Annotated in this window: 15 protein-coding genes and 1 tRNA gene; 7 read left to right on the top strand and 9 right to left on the bottom strand. The window is 74.1% G+C overall.

What is annotated here, in order from left to right; all coding sequences use genetic code 11:
• Window positions 1–7: 7 nt before the first annotated feature.
• The 4 genes from CLV34_RS14780 to CLV34_RS14765 form a co-directional block, all read right to left on the bottom strand.
• The gene (locus CLV34_RS14780; RefSeq protein WP_100351086.1) at window positions 8–910 is read right to left on the bottom strand and encodes a transglutaminase family protein; all 903 of its coding nucleotides are present in this window, start codon (window positions 908–910) and stop codon (window positions 8–10) included.
• Window positions 907–3,405 (bottom strand): circularly permuted type 2 ATP-grasp protein, encoded by a 2,499-nt coding sequence (locus tag CLV34_RS14775; protein WP_100351085.1) that lies wholly within the window; start codon window positions 3,403–3,405, stop codon window positions 907–909. Before CLV34_RS14775 ends, CLV34_RS14780 begins: the two co-directional genes overlap by 4 nt.
• A gap of 128 nt (window positions 3,406–3,533) precedes the next feature.
• The gene (locus CLV34_RS14770) at window positions 3,534–4,064 is read right to left on the bottom strand and encodes a pyridoxamine 5'-phosphate oxidase family protein (protein ID WP_100351084.1); all 531 of its coding nucleotides are present in this window, start codon (window positions 4,062–4,064) and stop codon (window positions 3,534–3,536) included.
• A 395-nt stretch (window positions 4,065–4,459) separates the two neighbouring features.
• Window positions 4,460–4,533, bottom strand: a tRNA-Leu gene (locus CLV34_RS14765).
• Between the two features lie 129 nt (window positions 4,534–4,662).
• On the opposite strand from CLV34_RS14765, the gene CLV34_RS14760 reads away from it, so the two are divergent.
• Both CLV34_RS14760 and CLV34_RS14755 read left to right on the top strand, forming a co-directional pair.
• Window positions 4,663–5,361, top strand: a complete 699-nt coding sequence (locus tag CLV34_RS14760; protein WP_100351083.1) for an ANTAR domain-containing response regulator — start codon at window positions 4,663–4,665, stop codon at window positions 5,359–5,361.
• Between the two features lie 195 nt (window positions 5,362–5,556).
• On the top strand, window positions 5,557–6,234 hold the full coding sequence (locus tag CLV34_RS14755) for a GNAT family N-acetyltransferase (RefSeq protein WP_157803873.1): 678 nt from the start codon (window positions 5,557–5,559) through the stop codon (window positions 6,232–6,234).
• A 40-nt stretch (window positions 6,235–6,274) separates the two neighbouring features.
• Here CLV34_RS14755 and CLV34_RS14750 read toward each other — a convergent pair whose 3' ends face one another.
• Complete coding sequence (locus CLV34_RS14750; protein ID WP_100351081.1) at window positions 6,275–6,709, bottom strand: hotdog fold thioesterase; 435 nt, start codon at window positions 6,707–6,709, stop codon at window positions 6,275–6,277.
• On the opposite strand from CLV34_RS14750, the gene polA reads away from it, so the two are divergent.
• On the top strand, window positions 6,708–9,410 hold the full coding sequence (gene polA / locus CLV34_RS14745; RefSeq protein ID WP_100351145.1) for a DNA polymerase I: 2,703 nt from the start codon (window positions 6,708–6,710) through the stop codon (window positions 9,408–9,410). The genes CLV34_RS14750 and polA overlap by 2 nt on opposite strands.
• Before the next feature lie 28 nt (window positions 9,411–9,438).
• On the opposite strand, the gene CLV34_RS14740 is transcribed toward polA, so the two are convergent.
• Window positions 9,439–10,239, bottom strand: a complete 801-nt coding sequence (locus tag CLV34_RS14740; protein WP_100351144.1) for a class I SAM-dependent methyltransferase — start codon at window positions 10,237–10,239, stop codon at window positions 9,439–9,441.
• Between the two features lie 157 nt (window positions 10,240–10,396).
• Between CLV34_RS14740 and CLV34_RS14735 the strand changes: the two genes are divergently transcribed.
• Window positions 10,397–11,422, top strand: coding sequence for a 6-phosphofructokinase (locus tag CLV34_RS14735; protein WP_100351080.1), 1,026 nt, complete (start codon window positions 10,397–10,399; stop codon window positions 11,420–11,422).
• 241 nt (window positions 11,423–11,663) lie between these two features.
• The gene (gene rpsA, locus CLV34_RS14730; protein ID WP_100351079.1) at window positions 11,664–13,151 is read left to right on the top strand and encodes a 30S ribosomal protein S1; all 1,488 of its coding nucleotides are present in this window, start codon (window positions 11,664–11,666) and stop codon (window positions 13,149–13,151) included.
• Window positions 13,152–13,342: 191 nt separating this feature from the next.
• Here rpsA and CLV34_RS14725 read toward each other — a convergent pair whose 3' ends face one another.
• The 3 genes from CLV34_RS14725 to CLV34_RS14715 all read right to left on the bottom strand — a co-directional run bounded on the left by CLV34_RS14725 (window position 13,343) and on the right by CLV34_RS14715 (window position 16,590).
• The gene (locus CLV34_RS14725; RefSeq protein ID WP_100351078.1) at window positions 13,343–13,726 is read right to left on the bottom strand and encodes a GntR family transcriptional regulator; all 384 of its coding nucleotides are present in this window, start codon (window positions 13,724–13,726) and stop codon (window positions 13,343–13,345) included.
• The gene (locus CLV34_RS14720) at window positions 13,723–14,616 is read right to left on the bottom strand and encodes a hypothetical protein (protein ID WP_100351077.1); all 894 of its coding nucleotides are present in this window, start codon (window positions 14,614–14,616) and stop codon (window positions 13,723–13,725) included. Before CLV34_RS14720 ends, CLV34_RS14725 begins: the two co-directional genes overlap by 4 nt.
• Before the next feature lie 75 nt (window positions 14,617–14,691).
• On the bottom strand, window positions 14,692–16,590 hold the full coding sequence (locus CLV34_RS14715; RefSeq protein ID WP_100351076.1) for an ABC transporter ATP-binding protein: 1,899 nt from the start codon (window positions 16,588–16,590) through the stop codon (window positions 14,692–14,694).
• Window positions 16,591–16,668: 78 nt separating this feature from the next.
• Here CLV34_RS14715 and CLV34_RS14710 point away from each other — a divergent pair, with 78 nt between their 5' ends.
• On the top strand, window positions 16,669–17,211 hold the full coding sequence (locus tag CLV34_RS14710) for a MarR family winged helix-turn-helix transcriptional regulator (protein ID WP_100351075.1): 543 nt from the start codon (window positions 16,669–16,671) through the stop codon (window positions 17,209–17,211).
• An 18-nt stretch (window positions 17,212–17,229) separates the two neighbouring features.
• On the top strand, window positions 17,230–17,856 hold the full coding sequence (gene coaE, locus CLV34_RS14705) for a dephospho-CoA kinase (RefSeq protein ID WP_100351074.1): 627 nt from the start codon (window positions 17,230–17,232) through the stop codon (window positions 17,854–17,856).
• Window positions 17,857–17,953: the final 97 nt, after the last annotated feature.

Raw genomic sequence — 17,953 nt, 5'->3', positions numbered from 1 at the left:
GGCGACGTCACACGAAGCGCGCCGACCCCGCCGGCACCAGGTCCACCTCGACCGTGAGGGTCGAGCCGGAGCCCTCCGTGAAGATCACGCCCGTGAGCGGCGCGACGTCGCGGAAGTCGCGTCCCCAGCCGATCGTGACGTACCGCTCGTCGACGAGCTGGTCGTTGGTCGGGTCGACGTCGACCCACCCGGCGCCCGGGATCCAGGCGGACACCCAGGCGTGCGACGCGTCGGCGCCCCGGAGCTTCTCGCGCCCGGGCGCGGGGCGCGTCTCGATGTAGCCGGAGACGTAGCGCGCGGGAACACCTCGCGCGCGCAGCGCGGCGATCATGAGGTGCGCGAAGTCCTGGCACACGCCCGTGCGCTGTGCGAGCAGCTCGACCTGTGTGGTCCGCGTGGTCGTGGAGCCGGACTTGTAGGTGAGCTCGGTCCGGATGCGGTGCGCCAGGTCGGTGACGACCTCGCCGACCGGGCGCCCGGGCACGAAGGACGGCGCCGCGAACGCGTCCACCTCGGGTCCGGGGACGACGTGCTGCGACGGCAGCAGCGCCTCGGCGAGGTCGACCACGTCGCCCAGCGAGCCGGGGGCAGCCGCGATGCCGGCCACGTCCTCCCACGGGGTGTGCGGCAGGTCCGTCGGGACGGTCCGGTCGACACGGACCCGCGAGCGCCGGGTCACGACGAGCTCCCGGTGCGGCGTGTCGATGCAGAAGTACACGCTGTGGTTGCCGAAGTGGTCGGGCCCCTCGGGAGCGAGGTCGCCCGGCGCCGGGACGATCTCCACCTCGGTGTGCTCGAGCGTCTGGTCGGCCCGCTGGGCGGGGCTGGTGGTGAGCCGGCCGTAGGAGACCGTGACGTCCTGCGCGTAGCGGTAGCGCGTGCGGTGCACGAGGTCGTAGGTGCGTGTCATCGGGGGTCCTGGGGGGAGGAGGGGTCGCCGGGGTCCGCGAGGTCGAGGTCGAGCGACGTGCTCTCGGGCGTGACGAGGCGGGTGGTGTCGTCGGCGAGGGCGTCGAGGCGCCAGCGCACCGACTCGAGGAGCTCGGCGAGCCGGGTGCGCTCCGCGGCCGCCGGAGGCATGCCGGCGCCGTCCCCGTCGGCGCTACCGTCGGCGCCACCCGCCAGCGCGTCCGGGTCGGCCTCGGCGAGCAGGTCGTCGAGGTCGCCGAGGAGGCGCGCGCGCAGGTCGGTGCGGGCGGCGTCGCCCGGCACGTGCGCGAACGCGTCGTGCAGCCCGGCGACCTGCGCCGCGAGCGAGCGCGGGTTGGTGCCGTCGAGGACGAGCAGCCCCAGCACGCTCGCGAGGTCGGGCCGCGCCTGGTGGCGACGTCGGTACGTCAGGACGCTGTCGTGCGCGACCAGCAGGCTGTCGAGCACGAGGGACTCGACCGCGTCGGGACGCACGGTGGCGCTGGTGGCCAGCGTCCGGGCGAGGTGGGCGGCGCGCTCGAGGCGTCGCCCGGCCTGCAGGAGGTGCCAGCCGACGTCCCGCACGAGGCTCTCCGCGCTGATGCCGGCGAGGGCCAGCAGCCCCTCGCCGAGCGCGTCGAGGAGCTCGTGCAGCGGCGCCTGCGGCGCGGCGGCGTCGGCGGCGTCGAGCGCCCGTTCGAGCGCGGAGGTCGCGAGCCACGTGTCGGCGGGGAGCTGGTCGCGCACGTCGAAGCAGCAGGCCACGAGCCGGTCGACGTCGGCGGCGATCGTGCCGTCGAGGTCGCGCCGGCCGAGCAGGACGCCCGGTCCGCCGGGCACGGTCTCGTCCTCGAGGAGTGTGAGCAGCACGTCGAGCGCGACCCCGCCCGGCGTGTGCGGGCGGTGCTGGAAGTCGCGGTGCCGGTCCTGCACGACGCGCAGGAGCCGCACGCCGCACGCCGCCCGCTCGGCGTACCGCCCGAGCCAGAACCACGACTCGGCGGCGCGCGGGGACAGGGCCGGTGCCGACCCGGGGTGCGAGACCCGCAGGGGGGAGCGTTCCGGCGCGTCGGCGAGCCCCGCGACGAGGTCCTCCCAGGTCGGGTCGTCGGTGCCCGTCCCGGCGCCCGCCCCGGTCCCCGTGTCGTCCGGCGCGGCGGCGACCACCCACAGGTCCTTCGCGATCGCGCCGGCGGTGTGGCTGATGAGGGCGCCGGTGACGTCGGTGGGGGAGGCGAGCGCCAGTCCGCCCGTCATGAGCCGGTACCCCTCCGGCGCGGCCACCGCGAAGGTCCGCAGCACGGTCTCGCGGTCGTGCACGCCGCCGGCCGTGAGCGTCGGGGTGCGGTCGGGGTGCACGGGCTCCTGGCCGACCCACGCGTCGGGGTCGGCCCCGATGCGCGCGACGAGGTCGGCGCGCTCGGCGGCGCTGAGCGTCCAGCCGCGCACCGTGGCACCGGGTACCGCGCGGTCGGTCGACTTCACGACGAGGTCCGCGAGATGAGTCACCACGTGGGAGCGGGCGGCGGGGTCGCCGCACCAGTAGGTCGCCGGGCCGCCCAGCAGCAGCTCCTCGTCGCGCAGGGCACGGCACGCGGCCGGGAGGAACACGCCCAGGGCCGGGTTCTCCAGCACGGCGGCGCCCAGCGGGTTGACGACGGACACGCCACCGCCCCGCACGGCGCGCACGAGCCCCGGGACGCCGAGCCGTGACCCGCGCACCAGGTCGAGGGGGTCGCAGTCCGCCCCGTCGACCCGGCGCCACAGCACGTCGACGGGCTCGAGGCCTTCGAGGCCGCGCAGCCACACGCGCCCCTCGCGCACGACGAGGTCGCGTCCCCCGACGAGCGGGATGCCGAGGTGTGCGGCGCTGAACGCCTGGTCGAACGCGGTCGCGGACCGGGGGCCCGGTGTGAGGATCGCGACACGCGGCTCCTGCGCGCCGTCGGGCGAGGTGGCCTGCAGCGCCTCGCGCAGCGCCTGGAAGTACGGCCCTACCCGGAGTACCGCGGACTGCCGGTAGGAGCCCGCGCACACCTGCGACACGATGCGTCGCCCCTCCATGGCGTACCCGGCCCCGGAGGGCGCCTGCGTGCGGTCTGCAAGGACCTGCCAGCCCGCGGGGGTCCGGGCGACGTCCACCGCGACCTGCACGAGCTGGCGCGGCCCGGACAGCCGCACGCCGTCGAGCGCCGGCAGGAAGCCCGCGTCGCCCAGCACCAGCCGCGGCGGCACGAGCCCCGAGCGGAGCAGCCGGCGCGGACCGTAGACGTCCGCCAGGACGGCGTCGAGGAGCTCGGCGCGCTGCGCCACCCCGGCCGCGACGCCCTCCCACTCGGCGGCGTCGACGCGCCACGGCAGGGGGTCGAGCCGCCACGGGCGCTCACGGGTACCGTCCGACGTCGTCACGCCGCGGTCGACGACGAGCTCACGGACCTGCCGGCCGAGGGCTGCCACGTCGTCGGGGACCGCCGGGGGGTCGAGAACCTGACTCATGCACGCGCTCCTGGCGACCGGTCGGGGGTCCGCGGCTGCGGGGTCGCGAGGACAAGACTGCCGTACGCGGCGCGCCGACGAGGGCTGCGTCCGCTCGCCGGCTCACACCCTCCCGCGGTGCGAGCGGGTCAGAGGGCGACCGTCTCGTTCGTCCCGCCCTCGTCACGCTCCCCGGTCACCTTCGCCCTCACGAGGCTGAGGAGCGTCGAGATACGGCCGCCCGGAGAGGCCCAGTACTCGGCGGTGGCGGCCTCGACCTTCAGCAGGACGACCGCCGGGCTGTCGGGGCCGTCGGGGAACCATGCCTCGACGACCGTGTTCCACAGTTCGCGGGCCTTGTCGCGGTCCTCGACCACACGTGCCGGGCCCGCGACCGACAACCATGACGACGACGTCGTGAACGCGACGTTCACCGGGGTTCCCGACCGGATCTGGGACACCTGTGCTGACGACGCGTCGGCGAAGAACCAGAGGTCGCCGTCGAACTCGACCTCCTGGACGGTCATGGGTCGGCTGACGATGGCCCCCGTCGCGTCGAGCGTCGCCAGCATCGCGAAGCGCGCGTCCTTGACGATGTCGCGGACGATGCCGCGCTGCTCGTCGTCGGCGACCGGTGCGGCGGCCCCGGAGCCGGGGGTGTGCGCAGGCTGCTGGGTCATGATGGGGCTCCTCTGCTCTGGTGACACCGCTGACACCGTCGGCGACCGCGCTGTCCTCGCTGGTCCTGCGACGTTATGCACGGCGCACCCGCCGACGCAGCGTGGGTCGGTCTGCGAGCCGGACGGCTCGGTGCACCGGTGGCTCGGCACGGTGCGTCCAGGTGCGTCGCGCTCCGCCCCCGTCCTCCCGGATCGCCCGATCGAACGCCTCACCCGGAGACGGGTGGACGTGGTTCACGTCCGACGTCGGGAAGGCGCTCCGCATCCTGGATGGTGCGAGCACGGCCGCCAGGATCGTCCGCCGAGACGGCTCGCGGGGGACGCGGACGACGGTCCGTGTCCCACGCCTGTCCCACGCCTGTCCCACGCGATCGCGCCTTCGCGGGTGGGAGGGGTGCCCCGGGTGGGATTCGAACCCACACTGGATCGGGTTTGAGCCGAACGCCTCTGCCGGTTGGGCTACCGGGGCTGGTGGCCCCATCGAACCACAGACGCGCGCTCCCGCGGGAATCGTCGCGCGGTGCTCCTGGCGCCCGCCGGCCGCGGGTCGCGGCGGTCCGGCCCGCCGCCGCACTAACGCCGCACTACGATGGGGGACGTGACCGAGAACCCCGCCACCGAGACCACCCCCACGCCTGGTGCCGCCGACGCCCCCGCGGCCACCGTCCCCCTCGATCTCCCGCCGCTCGCCGCGCCGGCCAAGCCGGCCCCCACCGGCACGCCCGCCCGGACGGCCGTCGTGGCCGAGGACGAGGCCCTGATCCGCATGGACGTCGTCGAGACGCTCCGTGAGGGGGGCTTCGACGTGGTGGGCGAGGCCGGTGACGGCGAGACCGCGGTCCGCCTCGCCGCCGAGCTGCGCCCCGACGTCGTCGTCATGGACGTCAAGATGCCCGAGCTCGACGGCATCTCGGCAGCCGACCGGATCGGCAAGGACCGCAGCGCGCCGGTCGTCCTGCTCACCGCGTTCTCGCAGCGCGAGCTCGTGGAGCGGGCCCGTGACGCGGGCGCGATGGCCTACGTCGTCAAGCCGTTCACGCCGGCCGACCTGCTCCCCGCGGTCGAGCTCGCCATCTCGCGCTACGCGCAGATCAGCGCGCTCGAGTCCGAGGTCGCGGACCTCGCCGAGCGCTTCGAGACGCGCAAGCGCGTCGACCGCGCCAAGGGCCTGCTCATGACCAAGATGGGCCTGACGGAGCCCGAGTCGTTCCGCTGGATCCAGAAGACGTCGATGGACCGTCGTCTGACGATGCGCGAGGTCGCGGACGCCGTCATCGACCAGGTCGGCGGGGCCTGACGTCCCCTGGCGGCTCCTGCGCCGGTCCGCCCCGCGCGGGTCTTGTCGGGGGGCGCGGTCCAGGGCTAGCGTGACGTCCGTCGCGCGGGTCGGCCTCGAGCCGGTCCTCAGGGGCCGCGGCGACCGGTCGGTCACAGAGTGGTGCCGCAGCAGCGAGGCCCAGCCTCGTCCGCTCAGCCGTCGAGGAGGTCCCGCGTGCGCGTCGATGTCGAGGTCCGTGCTGCTCGTCCGGACGAGGTTCCCGAGCTGGCAGCCCTGTGCGTCCTGGCGCGCTCGGAGGCGAGCACCGGAGCGCAGGTGTGCTCCGGCGAGCGCGAGACGGTCGCTGGGCAGCTCGGGGTCCTGCTGAGCGTCCCGGGCGGGTTCGGGCTCGTCGCGGTGAGCCACGGCGTCGTCGTCGGGCTCGTCCTCGGGCGCACGCTCGGCCCCACGGCCTTCCTGGAACGCCGCGTCGTCTACCTCGAGGCGCTGTACGTGCGCCCGGACGCACGCCGGCACGGGGTGGGGCACGCCCTGCTCGCCGGGGTGGCCGACCGAGCCGTCACCGACGGTGCGGCGGAGGTCTACGCCATGCCCGCCCCGGGTGCCCGGGGCACGCAGCGCTTCCTGGCGCGCCTGGGGTTCGCGCCCGCCGCCACCCACCGGGTCGTGACGACCACGACGTTGCAGCGGCGCCTCGCGGTCGAGCACCACCCGTCGCGCCGTCGCGCGCACACGGGCCTCGAGGAGCTCATCGCTCGCCGGCGCCGCTCGCGCGCGGGGGTCTCGCCGGAGCGCGCGCCCGGGACGGTCCGCGACCCGCGCACGATCGACGTCGCCGTCGACGACCTCGACGACGACCGCCCGACGGAGCTGGGGCGCCTCGTCGGCTGAGGTGTCGTCGGCGGGCCCGGTCGCAGGCCCGGCCGGGTCGTCAGCCGCGGTCGAGGATCAGGCAGGTCAGCCGGACGGTCGAGACGCGCCGGTCCCTGTCGTCGGTGACCACGATCTCGTAGGACGCGGTCGTCCGGCCGAGGTGTACGGCGGTGGCCGTCCCGGTCACCACGCCCTCGCGCGCGGCGCGGTGGTGCGTCGCCCCGAGCTCGATCCCGACGACGGTGCGGCCCGGCCCGGCGTGCACCTGCGCGGCGACCGACCCGAGGGTCTCGCCGAGCGCCGCGGACGCGCCGCCGTGCAGGAGGCCGAACGGCTGCGTGTTGCCGGCGACGGGCATGGTCGCGACGGTGCGCTGCGCGCCCACCTCGACGAGCACGATGCCCATGCGCTCGATGAGCGTCCCGCGCGCGGCCTGCTGCCACCATGTCGGGTCGGCGGGGTCGGGGGACTGCGGGGTGGGGGTGTCGGTCATGACCGATAGGTTGGCACCCGTGAGCACCGCAGCGCGACCCCGCCTCCTCCTGATCGACGGCCACTCGATGGCGTTCCGGGCGTTCTTCGCCCTGCCGGACACGATGGTGACCAGCACGGGCGAGGTCACCAACGCCGTCTACGGGTTCACGTCGATGCTCACCAACCTGCTGCGCGACGAGCAGCCGACGCACCTCGCGGTCGCGTTCGACGCCGGGCGGCAGACGTTCCGCACCGAGCGCTACCCCGAGTACAAGGGCACCCGGTCGCCGACGCCCGAGGCGTTCCGCGGCCAGGTCCCGCTCATCAGGGAGGTCCTCGCCGCGCTGCAGGTGCCGTCCATCGACCGCGAGGGCATCGAGGCCGACGACATCCTGGCGACGCTCGCGGGGCAGGCCGAGGCAGCCGGCATGGACGTCCTGATCTGCTCGGGCGACCGCGACTCGCTGCAGCTCGTCACGGAGCACGTCACCGTGCTGTACCCGATCCGGGGCGTGTCCGAGCTCGCCCGCATGACCCCCGACGCGGTGGCCGCCAAGTATGGCGTGCCGCCCGAGCGCTACCCCGACCTCGCGGCGCTGGTGGGAGAGACGAGCGACAACCTGCCCGGCGTGCCCGGCGTGGGCCCGGGCGTCGCAGCCAAGTGGATCAACCAGTACGGCGACCTGGACGCCCTGCTCGAGCAGCAGGACTCCGTGACCGGCAAGCGCGGCGAGGCGCTGCGCGAGCACGCCGCGCAGGTGCGCCTCAACCGCGAGCTCAACGCCCTGCTGCGCGACGTCGAGCTCGCGTACGCGCCCGACGACCTCGCGCTGCGCGGCTTCGACCGTGACGCCCTGTTCCGGGTGGCGGACGCGCTGCAGTTCGGCCCGCTGCGCGAGCGGCTGATCGCCGTCGACCCGGCCGTGCAGGACGAGGAGCCCGTGGCGCGCGCGTCCGTCTCCGTGACCGTCGACGTGCTCGGGGCGGACGGCCCCGGCCCGTGGCTCGTGGCGCGCCGGGGCGACCGCCTGGGGCTCGTCGTCGAGGGTCGCGCGCACCCCGCGGACGGCGACGCCTGGTCGCTCGCCGTGGCCGACCCGTCGGGCGCCGCGATCGTCGTCGATCTCACCGACCTCGACCCGCGCGCCGACGAGGCGCTCGCGGCGTGGCTCGGTGACGCCGACGCACCCAAGGTGCTGCACGGGGCGAAGGCCGCGTGGCACGAGCTCTCCGCACGCGGGTACACCCTGCGCGGCGTCGTGTTCGACACCGAGCTGGCGGCGTACCTGTGCTACCCGGACCAGCGTGGCTACGACCTCGGCGAGCTCGTCGAGCGGCTCCTGCAGCGCGACCTGGTCCCCGCGGACGACGCCGCGCAGGGCACGCTCGACCTGGCGCTCGACGACACGGGGGAGAACGACCGGTCCGCGACCCGTGCGGCCGCGGTCACCGAGCTCGCCGAGGTGCTCGTCGGCGAGACGGGCGACCGCGGCGCCACCGGGCTGCTGCGCGACGTCGAGATCCCCCTCTCCGACGTCCTCGCGCGCATGGAGCGCCGTGGCATCGCCGCGGACGTCCCGTACCTCACCGAGCTCGAGGGCCAGTTCGGCGACCAGGTGGCCCGCGAGGCCCAGGAGGCCTACGACGCGATCGGGCGCGAGGTGAACCTCGGGTCGCCCAAGCAGCTCCAGGAGGTCCTGTTCGACCAGCTCGCCATGCCGAAGACCAAGAAGATCAAGACGGGCTACACGACGGACGCTGCGGCGCTCGCGGACCTCTTCGCGAAGACCGAGCACCCGTTCCTCGCGCACCTGCTCGCGCACCGCGACGTGATCCGCCTCCGGCAGACCGTCGAGGGGCTCCTGAAGTCCGTCGCCGCGGACGGCCGGATCCATACGACGTTCCAGCAGACGATCGCCGCGACGGGCCGCCTGAGCTCGACCGACCCGAACCTGCAGAACATCCCGATCCGCACGGAGGAGGGGCGACGGATCCGCCGCGCGTTCGTCGTGGGGGAGGGCTACGAGCAGCTCCTGACGGCCGACTACAGCCAGATCGAGATGCGGATCATGGCGCACCTGTCGGGCGACGCGGGCCTCGTCGAGGCCTTCCGGTCGGGCGAGGACCTGCACCGCTACGTGGGCTCGCGGGTCTTCGAGGTCGACCCGGCCGACGTGACGCCCGCCATGCGCTCGAAGGTCAAGGCGATGAGCTACGGGCTCGCGTACGGGCTGTCGGCGTTCGGCCTGTCGCAGCAGCTCGGCATCGAGGTGTCGGAGGCGTCGGGGCTCATGCAGGACTACTTCACGCGCTTCGGCGGCGTGCGCGAGTACCTCGCCGGCGTCGTCGAGGAGGCGCGCGCCTCCGGGTACACGGCCACGATCCTGGGCCGTCGGCGCTACCTGCCCGACCTCACGAGCGACAACCGGCAGCGCCGCGAGATGGCGGAGCGCATGGCGCTCAACGCGCCGATCCAGGGCAGCGCGGCCGACCTCATCAAGGTCGCGATGCTGGGCGTCGACCGTGAGATCGAGCGGCGGGGGCTGGCCTCTCGCCTGCTGCTCCAGGTGCACGACGAGCTCGTGCTCGAGGTCGCGGCGGGGGAGCGCGACGAGGTCGAGGCGGTGGTGCGCGAGCAGATGGGCGCGGCGGCAGACCTCACGGTGCCGCTCGACGTGTCCGTCGGCGTGGGCCGCAGCTGGCACGAGGCGGGCCACTGACCGTCGTCCGCCGATCTCGGGCGACCCCTCAGCGGCGCCGGCAGCAGAAGATCGCGGTGCCGGGCAGGTAGGCGCCTCGCACGGGGCCCCATCCGCCCCACACGGTGGTGCGGCCCGCGGGCCACTCGGGCTCGACGACGTCCTCGACGACGAACCCCGCCGCGACGACGTCGCGCACGTGGTCGCCCAGGGTGCGGTGGTACTCGGCGTACGTGACCGCGCCGTCCGTGTCCGTCTCGACGTAGGGGCGCCGGTCGAAGTACGAACGGTTCGCCGTGAGCCCGTGCGCGCTCGGGTCGTCGGGGAACGCCCAGCGGACGGGGTGCGTCACGGAGAACACCCACCGCCCGCCCGGGCGCAGCACCCGGGCCGCCTCGGTGTGCACGCGACCGGCGTCGGGGACGAACGGGATCGCACCGAACGCCGTGAACACCACGTCGAAGGTCGATGCGGCGAACGGCAGCGCCCGCGCGTCGGCCTGCACGAGCGGGACGCGCATCCCGGTGGTGCGGTCGAGCTCGCGCCCCGCGGCGAGCATCCCGGCGGAGACGTCGGTCGCGACCGCGTCGACGCCCTGCGCCCGCAGCCAGCGGGAGCACTGCGCCGCGCCCGCACCGACCTCGAGGACGCGACGGCCGGCGACGTCGCCGAGCAGGTGCGCGTCGGCCTCGCGCAGCCCTTCCGGGCCCCACACGAAGTCCGCCGCGCCCAGGGTCTCGCCGTGCTCGACGAGGTACTCGGGGGCCTCGGCGTCCCACCACCCGCGCGCGGCGTTCCCGCCCTGGTCGTCGGGCACGTCGCGGTAGCCGGCGGATCCGAGGTGCGTCATGCGCCCATTGTGGGCGGTGCGCCGATAGGGTCGCAGCAGCGCCCCGGCGACGGAGTGGGCGGGGCCGTGGCGGAGCACTCCGCCGACCACGACGGACGACCGCGGCCGGGTGCCGCGGCGCGACAGGCCGGGGCGTCCCGGCGGGGCAGGAGCGAGCGTGCGCATCGGACTTCTCACGGGTGGCGGCGACTGCCCGGGGCTCAACGCGGCGATCCGGGCCGTGGTCAAGCAGGGGCTGGGGGAGTACGGGCACTCGATCATCGGGTTCCGCAACGGCTGGAAGGGCGTGGCGGACGGCGACGTGCACCCGCTCGGGCGTTCGGACATCCGCAACGTCCTCCCGGTGGGTGGCACGCTGCTGGGCACGGCGCGGTTCCACCCGCACTCCGAGGACGGAGGCCTCGAGGCCGTCGTGAGCACGCTCGAGGCGGAGCGCATCGACGCTCTGGTGTGCATCGGCGGGGACGGCACGGTGCACGCGGCGAGCAAGGTCGCGGAGGCGGGCGTCCCGATGATCGCGATCCCCAAGACGATCGACAACGACGTCGTGGGCACAGACCTCTCGATCGGGTTCCACACGGCGGTCAACATCGCCACGGAGGCGATCGACCGGCTGCACACGACGGCCGAGTCGCACAACCGCGTGATGGTCGTGGAGGTCATGGGCCGGCACGCGGGATGGATCGCGGTGAACGCGGGCATCGCCGGTGGCGCGGAGGTCGTGCTCGCGCCCGAGGAGCCGTTCGAGATCGAGCGGGTCGTGCGCTACCTGCAGCACCGCCACCGGGCGCACGCGAGCTTCTCGATCGTCGTGGTCGCCGAGGGCGCGGTCCCGGCCGAGGCGTCGAGCATGGAGTTCACGCAGCGGCTCGGACCGTTCGGCGAGATCGTCGCCGGGTCCGTGGGCGAGGCGGTCGCGGGAGAGATCGCGCGGCGGACCGGGTTCGACACGCGCCTCACCGTGCTCGGGCACGTGCAGCGCGGCGGCACCCCGACGCCCACGGACCGCATCCTGGGCTCGCGGTTCGGCGTCGCGGCGGTCGATGCCGCCGTCGCGGGGCGTACGAGCGTCATGACGGCCCTGCACGGCGACGAGGTCCGCCTCGTGCCGTTCGACGAGGTGGCGGGGAAGGTCAAGCACGTCCCGGCCGAGCTGCTGCGGGTCGCGGCCACGCTGGCGTAGTCCGTGGGCTTTGACCCACCCATGACGGTCCGACTACTATGAGTGACGGTGTATTGCGCCTGGAATCTGGTACCGGCTCCTCAGTCGGCTCCCGGACCGGTCTCGGTCGGGCAGGGTCCCGGCGCGATCCCTCACCGCAGTCCGCGCAGTTCCCTCGTCCCGCACGTGCGGGTCGGGACCTTCCGCGTGAGCCGCATCCCTGTCCGTACTACGTCCTGTCCACATCGGAGCTTCGAACTCAATGACCATCTCCACCCCCGCGAAGTCTGCCCCTCAGGTTGCCGTCAACGACATCGGCACCGAAGAGGACTTCCTCGCTGCCGTCGACGCCACCATCCGTTACTTCAACGACGGTGACATCGTCGAGGGCACCATCGTCAAGGTCGACCGCGACGAGGTCCTCCTCGACATCGGCTACAAGACCGAGGGCGTCATCCCCTCGCGCGAGCTGTCCATCAAGCACGACGTCGACCCGTCCGAGGTCGTCGGCGTCGGCGACCAGGTCGAGGCCCTGGTCCTCCAGAAGGAGGACAAGGAAGGTCGTCTGATCCTGTCCAAGAAGCGCGCACAGTACGAGCGCGCCTGGGGCACGATCGAGAAGATCAAGGAAGAGGACGGCGTCGTCACCGGCACCGTCATCGAGGTCGTCAAGGGTGGGCTCATCCTCGACATCGGTCTCCGTGGCTTCCTCCCCGCCTCCCTCGTGGAGATGCGTCGCGTCCGCGACCTCCAGCCGTACGTCGGCAAGGAGATCGAGGCGAAGATCATCGAGCTCGACAAGAACCGCAACAACGTCGTGCTCTCGCGTCGTGCGTGGCTCGAGCAGACGCAGTCCGAGGTCCGCTCCACCTTCCTGCAGACGCTGCAGAAGGGCCAGGTGCGCCCCGGTGTCGTCTCCTCGATCGTCAACTTCGGTGCGTTCGTGGACCTCGGCGGCGTCGACGGTCTCGTGCACGTCTCGGAGCTGTCCTGGAAGCACATCGACCACCCGTCCGAGGTCGTCGAGGTCGGCCAGGAGGTCACGGTCGAGGTGCTCGACGTGGACTTCGACCGCGAGCGTGTCTCCCTGTCGCTGAAGGCGACGCAGGAGGACCCGTGGCAGACGTTCGCCCGCACGCACGCCATCGGCCAGGTCGTGCCGGGCAAGGTCACGAAGCTCGTCCCGTTCGGTGCGTTCGTGCGCGTCGAGGACGGCATCGAGGGCCTCGTGCACATCTCCGAGCTCGCCGTGCGTCACGTCGACCTGCCCGAGCAGGTCGTCAACGTCGGTGACGACGTCTTCGTCAAGGTCATCGACATCGACCTCGAGCGTCGCCGCATCTCGCTCTCGCTCAAGCAGGCGAACGAGGGTCTGGACGTCGACTCCGAGGACTTCGACCCGGCGCTCTACGGCATGGCCGCCGAGTACGACGACCAGGGGAACTACAAGTACCCCGAGGGCTTCGACCCGGAGACGAACGAGTGGCTCGAGGGCTTCGAGACGCAGCGTGAGGCCTGGGAGGGCCAGTACGCCAAGGCGCACGAGCTGTGGTCGGCTCACCGCCAGCAGGTCGCCGACGCCGCCAAGGCGGACGCCGAGGCCAGCACGTCCGAGTCCGGCGCTTCGTCCTCCTCGTCGTCGTCGTCGTCGACGTCCTCCTACTCCTCGGCTCCGGCCCAGGAGGCGACCGGGACGCTCGCCTCGGACGAGGCGCTCGCCGCGCTCCGCGAGAAGCTGACCGGCAACTGATCCCGCAGCGTGCCCGGCCGTCACGGCCGGGCACGCGGCAGGGTCCGCCGCCCGGGAACGGTGCGGCGGCCGACAGGCCTGAGGGCCCGTCCTCCCCCTGGGGAGGACGGGCCCTCGTCGCGTTCGGCCCCGGGGACGTGGTCCGCCGCTGAGCCTGCTGTCCGGTCGCGCGTCGTGGCCGGGCGATGACGTCACACGGTGCGCAGCGCGCCGCGGACGAGATCGAGGACGGCGTCGTCGTCGAGGCCCGCTCGCCGTGCGGCGACGACGAGGTCGCGCGCGGCCGCGAGCGGCGCCGGGTCGACGCCCCCGCCGGCGCCAGTCGAGGGGCCGGCACCTGCGGCGACGACGGTGCCGACGCGCCGCCGGGAGACGACCACCTGCGCGGCCTCGAGCTCCTTGTAGGCGCGCTGGACGGTGCCGACCGCGATCCCGAGGTCGCGGGCCAGGTCGCGCGACGCGGGCAGCCGGTCGCCGGGCGCGAGCTCGCCGACGGCCACCAGGGCCGCGACCTGGGCGCGGATCTGCTCGTAGACGGGCACCGCCGCGTCGAGGTCGACGTCGACCGCTCTCACACCGCACCGACCGGAGCGGGTGCGAGCGGCGTGGGCCGGGTGTCGCGCGCCGCGAGGCTCGTGACGAAGGCCGTGACGCTCGCGACGCCGACGACGAGCCCCACGGTGGCGGAGGCGGCGGCGGGCAGGGGCCACCCCGCACCGTGCAGGACGAGGCCGGTGAACAGGTCGAGGGCCGCGATGCCGCCCCCGACGCCCAGCTGGACCCCGCCGAGGAGCCGTGCGGCGCTCGTGCGGCGCAGGGCGTCGTCCTGCGCGACGGTGAGGCCGTCGAGCGGACGGCGTCGTGCCACGAGGCGCAGCGCGCCCGCGGTCGCGAGGAGAGCCAGGCCGAGCGCGACGAGGACGGGCACCCCGTAGGGCCAGCCCGGGTAGGGGCCCGAGGTCGAGGTCGTGCCGGGAACGGCGGGGGCGTCGATCGTGGTGCCGTCGGTCGAGGCGGTGAACCCGAACGCGACGACGGAGAGGGTCGCGACGACGGCGGTCGCCAGCAGGAGCGTCAGCCGGTTGCCCCCGACGCTCCTGACGCCACGCCGCGCGAGCGGTGCGAGACGGCGGCTCGCGCGAGGTCGCGGCCAGGTGAGCTCGCCGACCGCCCGGACCGCCGCGAACGCTGCGGCGCCGGCGAACGGAGCGGCGCCGCCGAGCCGCGGGGACGTGTCACCGTCGGAGACGGGGGCGGCGAGGAGGACGACCGCCACGATCGCGCCGACGCCTGCGGCAGCGAGGAAGACGGTCGTCTCGTGGCGCTGGGCGTTCTTGCGGACGAGGCCCGTGCTCGAGCCCGGGTCGGGGGCGTGCGTCCTGCCGGTGAGCCAGAGGACGGCGGTCACGAGCGCGGTGGGGACCGCGACGACGACGAGCAGCAGGGCGAGAGCGACGAGTGACACCAGGACCTCCTAATGAACCAATGAATAGGTGCATTGAATCAGTGAGGGCACGGTCCTGTCCAGGGTCCGGTCGGATCACGCCGCGCGCGGCTCGGCGAACTGGGTGCGGTACAGGTCGGCGTACGGTCCGCCGGCGGCGAGGAGCTCGGGGTGCGTGCCCTGCTGGACGACGCGCCCGGCGTCCAGGACGAGGATGAGGTCCGCGTCGCGCACGGTCGAGAGCCGGTGGGCGATGACGAGCGACGTGCGCCCCTCGAGCGCGGCGTCGAGCGCGGCCTGCACGGCGGCCTCCGACTCGGAGTCGAGGTGCGCCGTCGCCTCGTCGAGCACGACGAACGGCGGCTGCTTGAGCAGCACGCGGGCGATGGCGAGGCGCTGCCGCTCGCCTCCGGACAGCCGGTAGCCGCGGTCCCCGACGACGGTCTCGAGCCCGGCGGGCAGCGAGGCGACGAGGTCGCCCACGTGTGCGCCGCGCAGTGCGTCCCAGAGCTCGTCGTCCGTGGCGTCCGGCTTCGCATAGCGCAGGTTCGCGGCGACGGTGTCGTGGAACAGGTGCGCCTCCTGCGAGACCACGCCCACGGCGGCGTGCAGCGACTCCTGGGTGACGTCGCGCAGGTCGACGCCCGCGAGCCGCACCGTCCCCGACGTCGGGTCGTACATGCGCGTGGCGAGCTGCGAGACCGTGGTCTTCCCGGCGCCCGACGGCCCGACGAGCGCGACGGTCGAGCCGGCCGGGACCGTGAAGCTCACGTCGTGGAGCGTGTCGGCCGTCGGGTCGTCGCGCGTCACTGCGGTTCCCTCGAGCGACGCGAGCGACACCTCGGACGAGGCCGGGTACCGGAACGTCACGTGGTCCAGCGCGAGCCCGGCGCCGTGCGCCGCGACCAGCGGGGCGAGGTCGCGGGCGTCCGGCGCGTCGGCGACAGCGGGTTCGAGGTCCAGGACCTCCAGCACGCGCTCGAAGCTCACGAGGGCGGTCATGACGTCGACCTGGACGTTCGACATCGCGGTGATCGGGCCGTAGAGCCGCGCGAGGTACGCCGTCATGGCGACGACCGTGCCGACGGTCAGCGTCCCGGCGATGGCCATGACGCCGCCGAACCCGTAGACGAGCGCGACGCCGACGGCGGCGACGGTCGTGAGCGCGGCCCGGAAGTAGGTCCCGAGCACCGCGGAACGGACCCCGATGTCGCGCACCTTGGCGGCCTTGTCGGCGAACTCCGCCGAGTCGTCGGGGAGGCGCCCGAACACCTTGACGAGGTGCGCGCCGGCGACGCTGAACCGCTCGTTCATCATCTGGGCGGTGTCGGCGTTGAGGGCGTACTGCTCGCGCGTGATCTCGGCGAGCCGCCGTCCCACCCAGCGTGCCGGGAGCACGAACAGGGGCAGCAGGACGAGCGAGAGCAGGGTGAGCTGCCAGGACATCGCGAACATCGCGGCGAGCACGAACACGACGGTCAGGGCGTTGCTCACGACGTTCGACAGCGTGGACGTGAACGCCTGCTGCGCGCCCAGGACGTCGCCGTTGAGGCGCTGGACGAGCGCCCCGGTGCGGGCGCGGGAGAAGAAGGCGAGCGGCATCCGCTGGACGTGGTCGAAGACGCGGGTCCGTAGGTCGAGGATGAGTCCTTCGCCGACGCGTGCGGAGAGCCAGCGCTCGCCCACGGTGAGGCATGCGCCGGCGATCGCGACGGCCGCGAGGACGGCGGCGAGGCCGACGACCTCGGCGCGGTCGCCTCGGGCGATGCCGTCGTCGATGAGGCGTCGCACGATCAGCGGTGACGCGGCGCCGACCGCGGCGTCGACGACGAGCAGGGCCACGAAGACCGTGAGGAGCCGCCGGTACGGGCGGGCGAAGCCGAGGACGCGGCGGACGGTCCCGCGATGCAGCCGCTGGTGGGCTACCGAGGCATCCTGGGTGAAGGTGCGCAGGCCGCTGCGGCGGCCGCCGGACAGGGGGGTGTGGAACGACACGGAGCCTCCCGAAAGTTACTGAGCAATGCTCAGTATGAACCATGCGCAGCATCTGGTTCTTCCCGCTAGGGTGACCGCATGAGCCAGCCGCCCGTCGACGGACCCGCCGAGCCACCGGGCGCCGGTGCCGGCGAGCCGCCGTCCGGTGCCGACTTCCTCGGCGTCCTGCACGCCGCGCTGCGGGCCGTCCGACGTGAGACCCAGGACCGCCTCGGCGCGGACGTCGTCGCCCCCGGGCAGGTCCGCCTGCTGCGCGTCCTCGCGCGCAGCGGGGGAGAGCTGCGACCCAGCAGCATCGCCGACGCGCTCGACGTCAGCCCCCGGTCGGTCACGAGCAAGGTCGACGCCGCCGAGCGCGACGGCCTCGTGGTCCGCCGGCCCGACCGGAGCGACCGGCGCGCCACCCTCGTCGGGCTCACCGACGTCGGTCGCGCCGCCCTCGACCGTTTCGGCGCCCTGCGGGCGTCCGGGGCAGACGGCCTGCTGCACCGGCTCGCGCCCCACGAGCAGCGCACGCTCGTCGCCCTGCTCGCCCGCGTCGCCGACACCGGTACCGACGGCACCGGGTCGGGCGGCGCCAGGTCGGCGGCCTGCCGCACCGACGGGCCGCACCCCGGCTGATGCTGGCAGGATGAGGAGATGTTCCGTGTCGGCCTCACCGGTGGTATCGCGTCCGGCAAGTCCGTGGTGCTCGCGCAGCTCGCGACCCTCGGCGCCACGACCGTCGACCACGACCAGCTCGCCCGAGACGTCGTGCGGCCCGGCAGCGTCGGCCTCGAACGCGTCGTCGACGCGTTCGGCGACGACGTCCTCGCCGCCGACGGCACGCTCGACCGCCCGGCGCTCGCAGCCGTCGTCTTCGCAGAGCCGGCGCGCCGCGAGCAGCTCAACGCGATCGTGCACCCGGAGATCCGGCGCTGCGCCGCGGAGCAGGAGGCGCGCGCCGTCGCCGCCGACCCGGACGCGGTCGTCGTGCACGACATCCCCCTGCTCGTCGAGACCGGTCAGGGCGAGTCGTTCGGTCTCGTCCTCGTCGTCGACGCCCCGCGCGACCTGCGGCTTGCGCGGCTCGTGGAGTCGCGCGGCATGAGCCTGCGCGACGCCGAGGCGCGGCTCGACGCGCAGGCGCCCGACGACCTCCGGCTCGCGGCGGCCGACGTCGTCCTCGACGGGTCCGGAGACGTCGAGGCGCTGCGGGCGCAGGTCGACGCGCTGTGGCCGCGGCTCGTCGAGGAGGCCCGCGCGGAGGAGGCCGCCGAGGAGTGACCGGGTCGGCGCGCGCGTCGAACGGGCGCCGCAGTCGGACGTGAGGGTGGTCCCGAGCACGTGCTCGGGGCCACCCTCACGTCATCTCACGTGACGG

Source organism: Luteimicrobium subarcticum (assembly GCF_002798015.1).
In the GTDB taxonomy this organism is placed as follows: domain Bacteria; phylum Actinomycetota; class Actinomycetes; order Actinomycetales; family Cellulomonadaceae; genus Luteimicrobium; species Luteimicrobium subarcticum.
Note: the sequence above shows the minus strand (reverse complement) of the source record. Positions and strands in the feature narration are given on the sequence as shown.

Excerpts from the sequence above, each read along its gene's own strand:
- CLV34_RS14710 (WP_100351075.1), top strand. The coding sequence starts at position 16,669 with ATGAGCCAGCCGCCCGTCGACGGACCCGCCGAGCCACCGGGCGCCGGT.
- CLV34_RS14750 (WP_100351081.1), bottom strand. The coding sequence starts at position 6,709 with ATGACCGACACCCCCACCCCGCAGTCCCCCGACCCCGCCGACCCGACA.
- CLV34_RS14770 (WP_100351084.1), bottom strand. The coding sequence starts at position 4,064 with ATGACCCAGCAGCCTGCGCACACCCCCGGCTCCGGGGCCGCCGCACCG.
- CLV34_RS14780 (WP_100351086.1), bottom strand. The coding sequence starts at position 910 with ATGACACGCACCTACGACCTCGTGCACCGCACGCGCTACCGCTACGCG.
- polA (WP_100351145.1), top strand. The coding sequence starts at position 6,708 with ATGACCGATAGGTTGGCACCCGTGAGCACCGCAGCGCGACCCCGCCTC.
- coaE (WP_100351074.1), top strand. The coding sequence starts at position 17,230 with ATGTTCCGTGTCGGCCTCACCGGTGGTATCGCGTCCGGCAAGTCCGTG.
- CLV34_RS14775 (WP_100351085.1), bottom strand. The coding sequence starts at position 3,405 with ATGAGTCAGGTTCTCGACCCCCCGGCGGTCCCCGACGACGTGGCAGCC.
- rpsA (WP_100351079.1), top strand. The coding sequence starts at position 11,664 with ATGACCATCTCCACCCCCGCGAAGTCTGCCCCTCAGGTTGCCGTCAAC.
- CLV34_RS14740 (WP_100351144.1), bottom strand. The coding sequence starts at position 10,239 with ATGACGCACCTCGGATCCGCCGGCTACCGCGACGTGCCCGACGACCAG.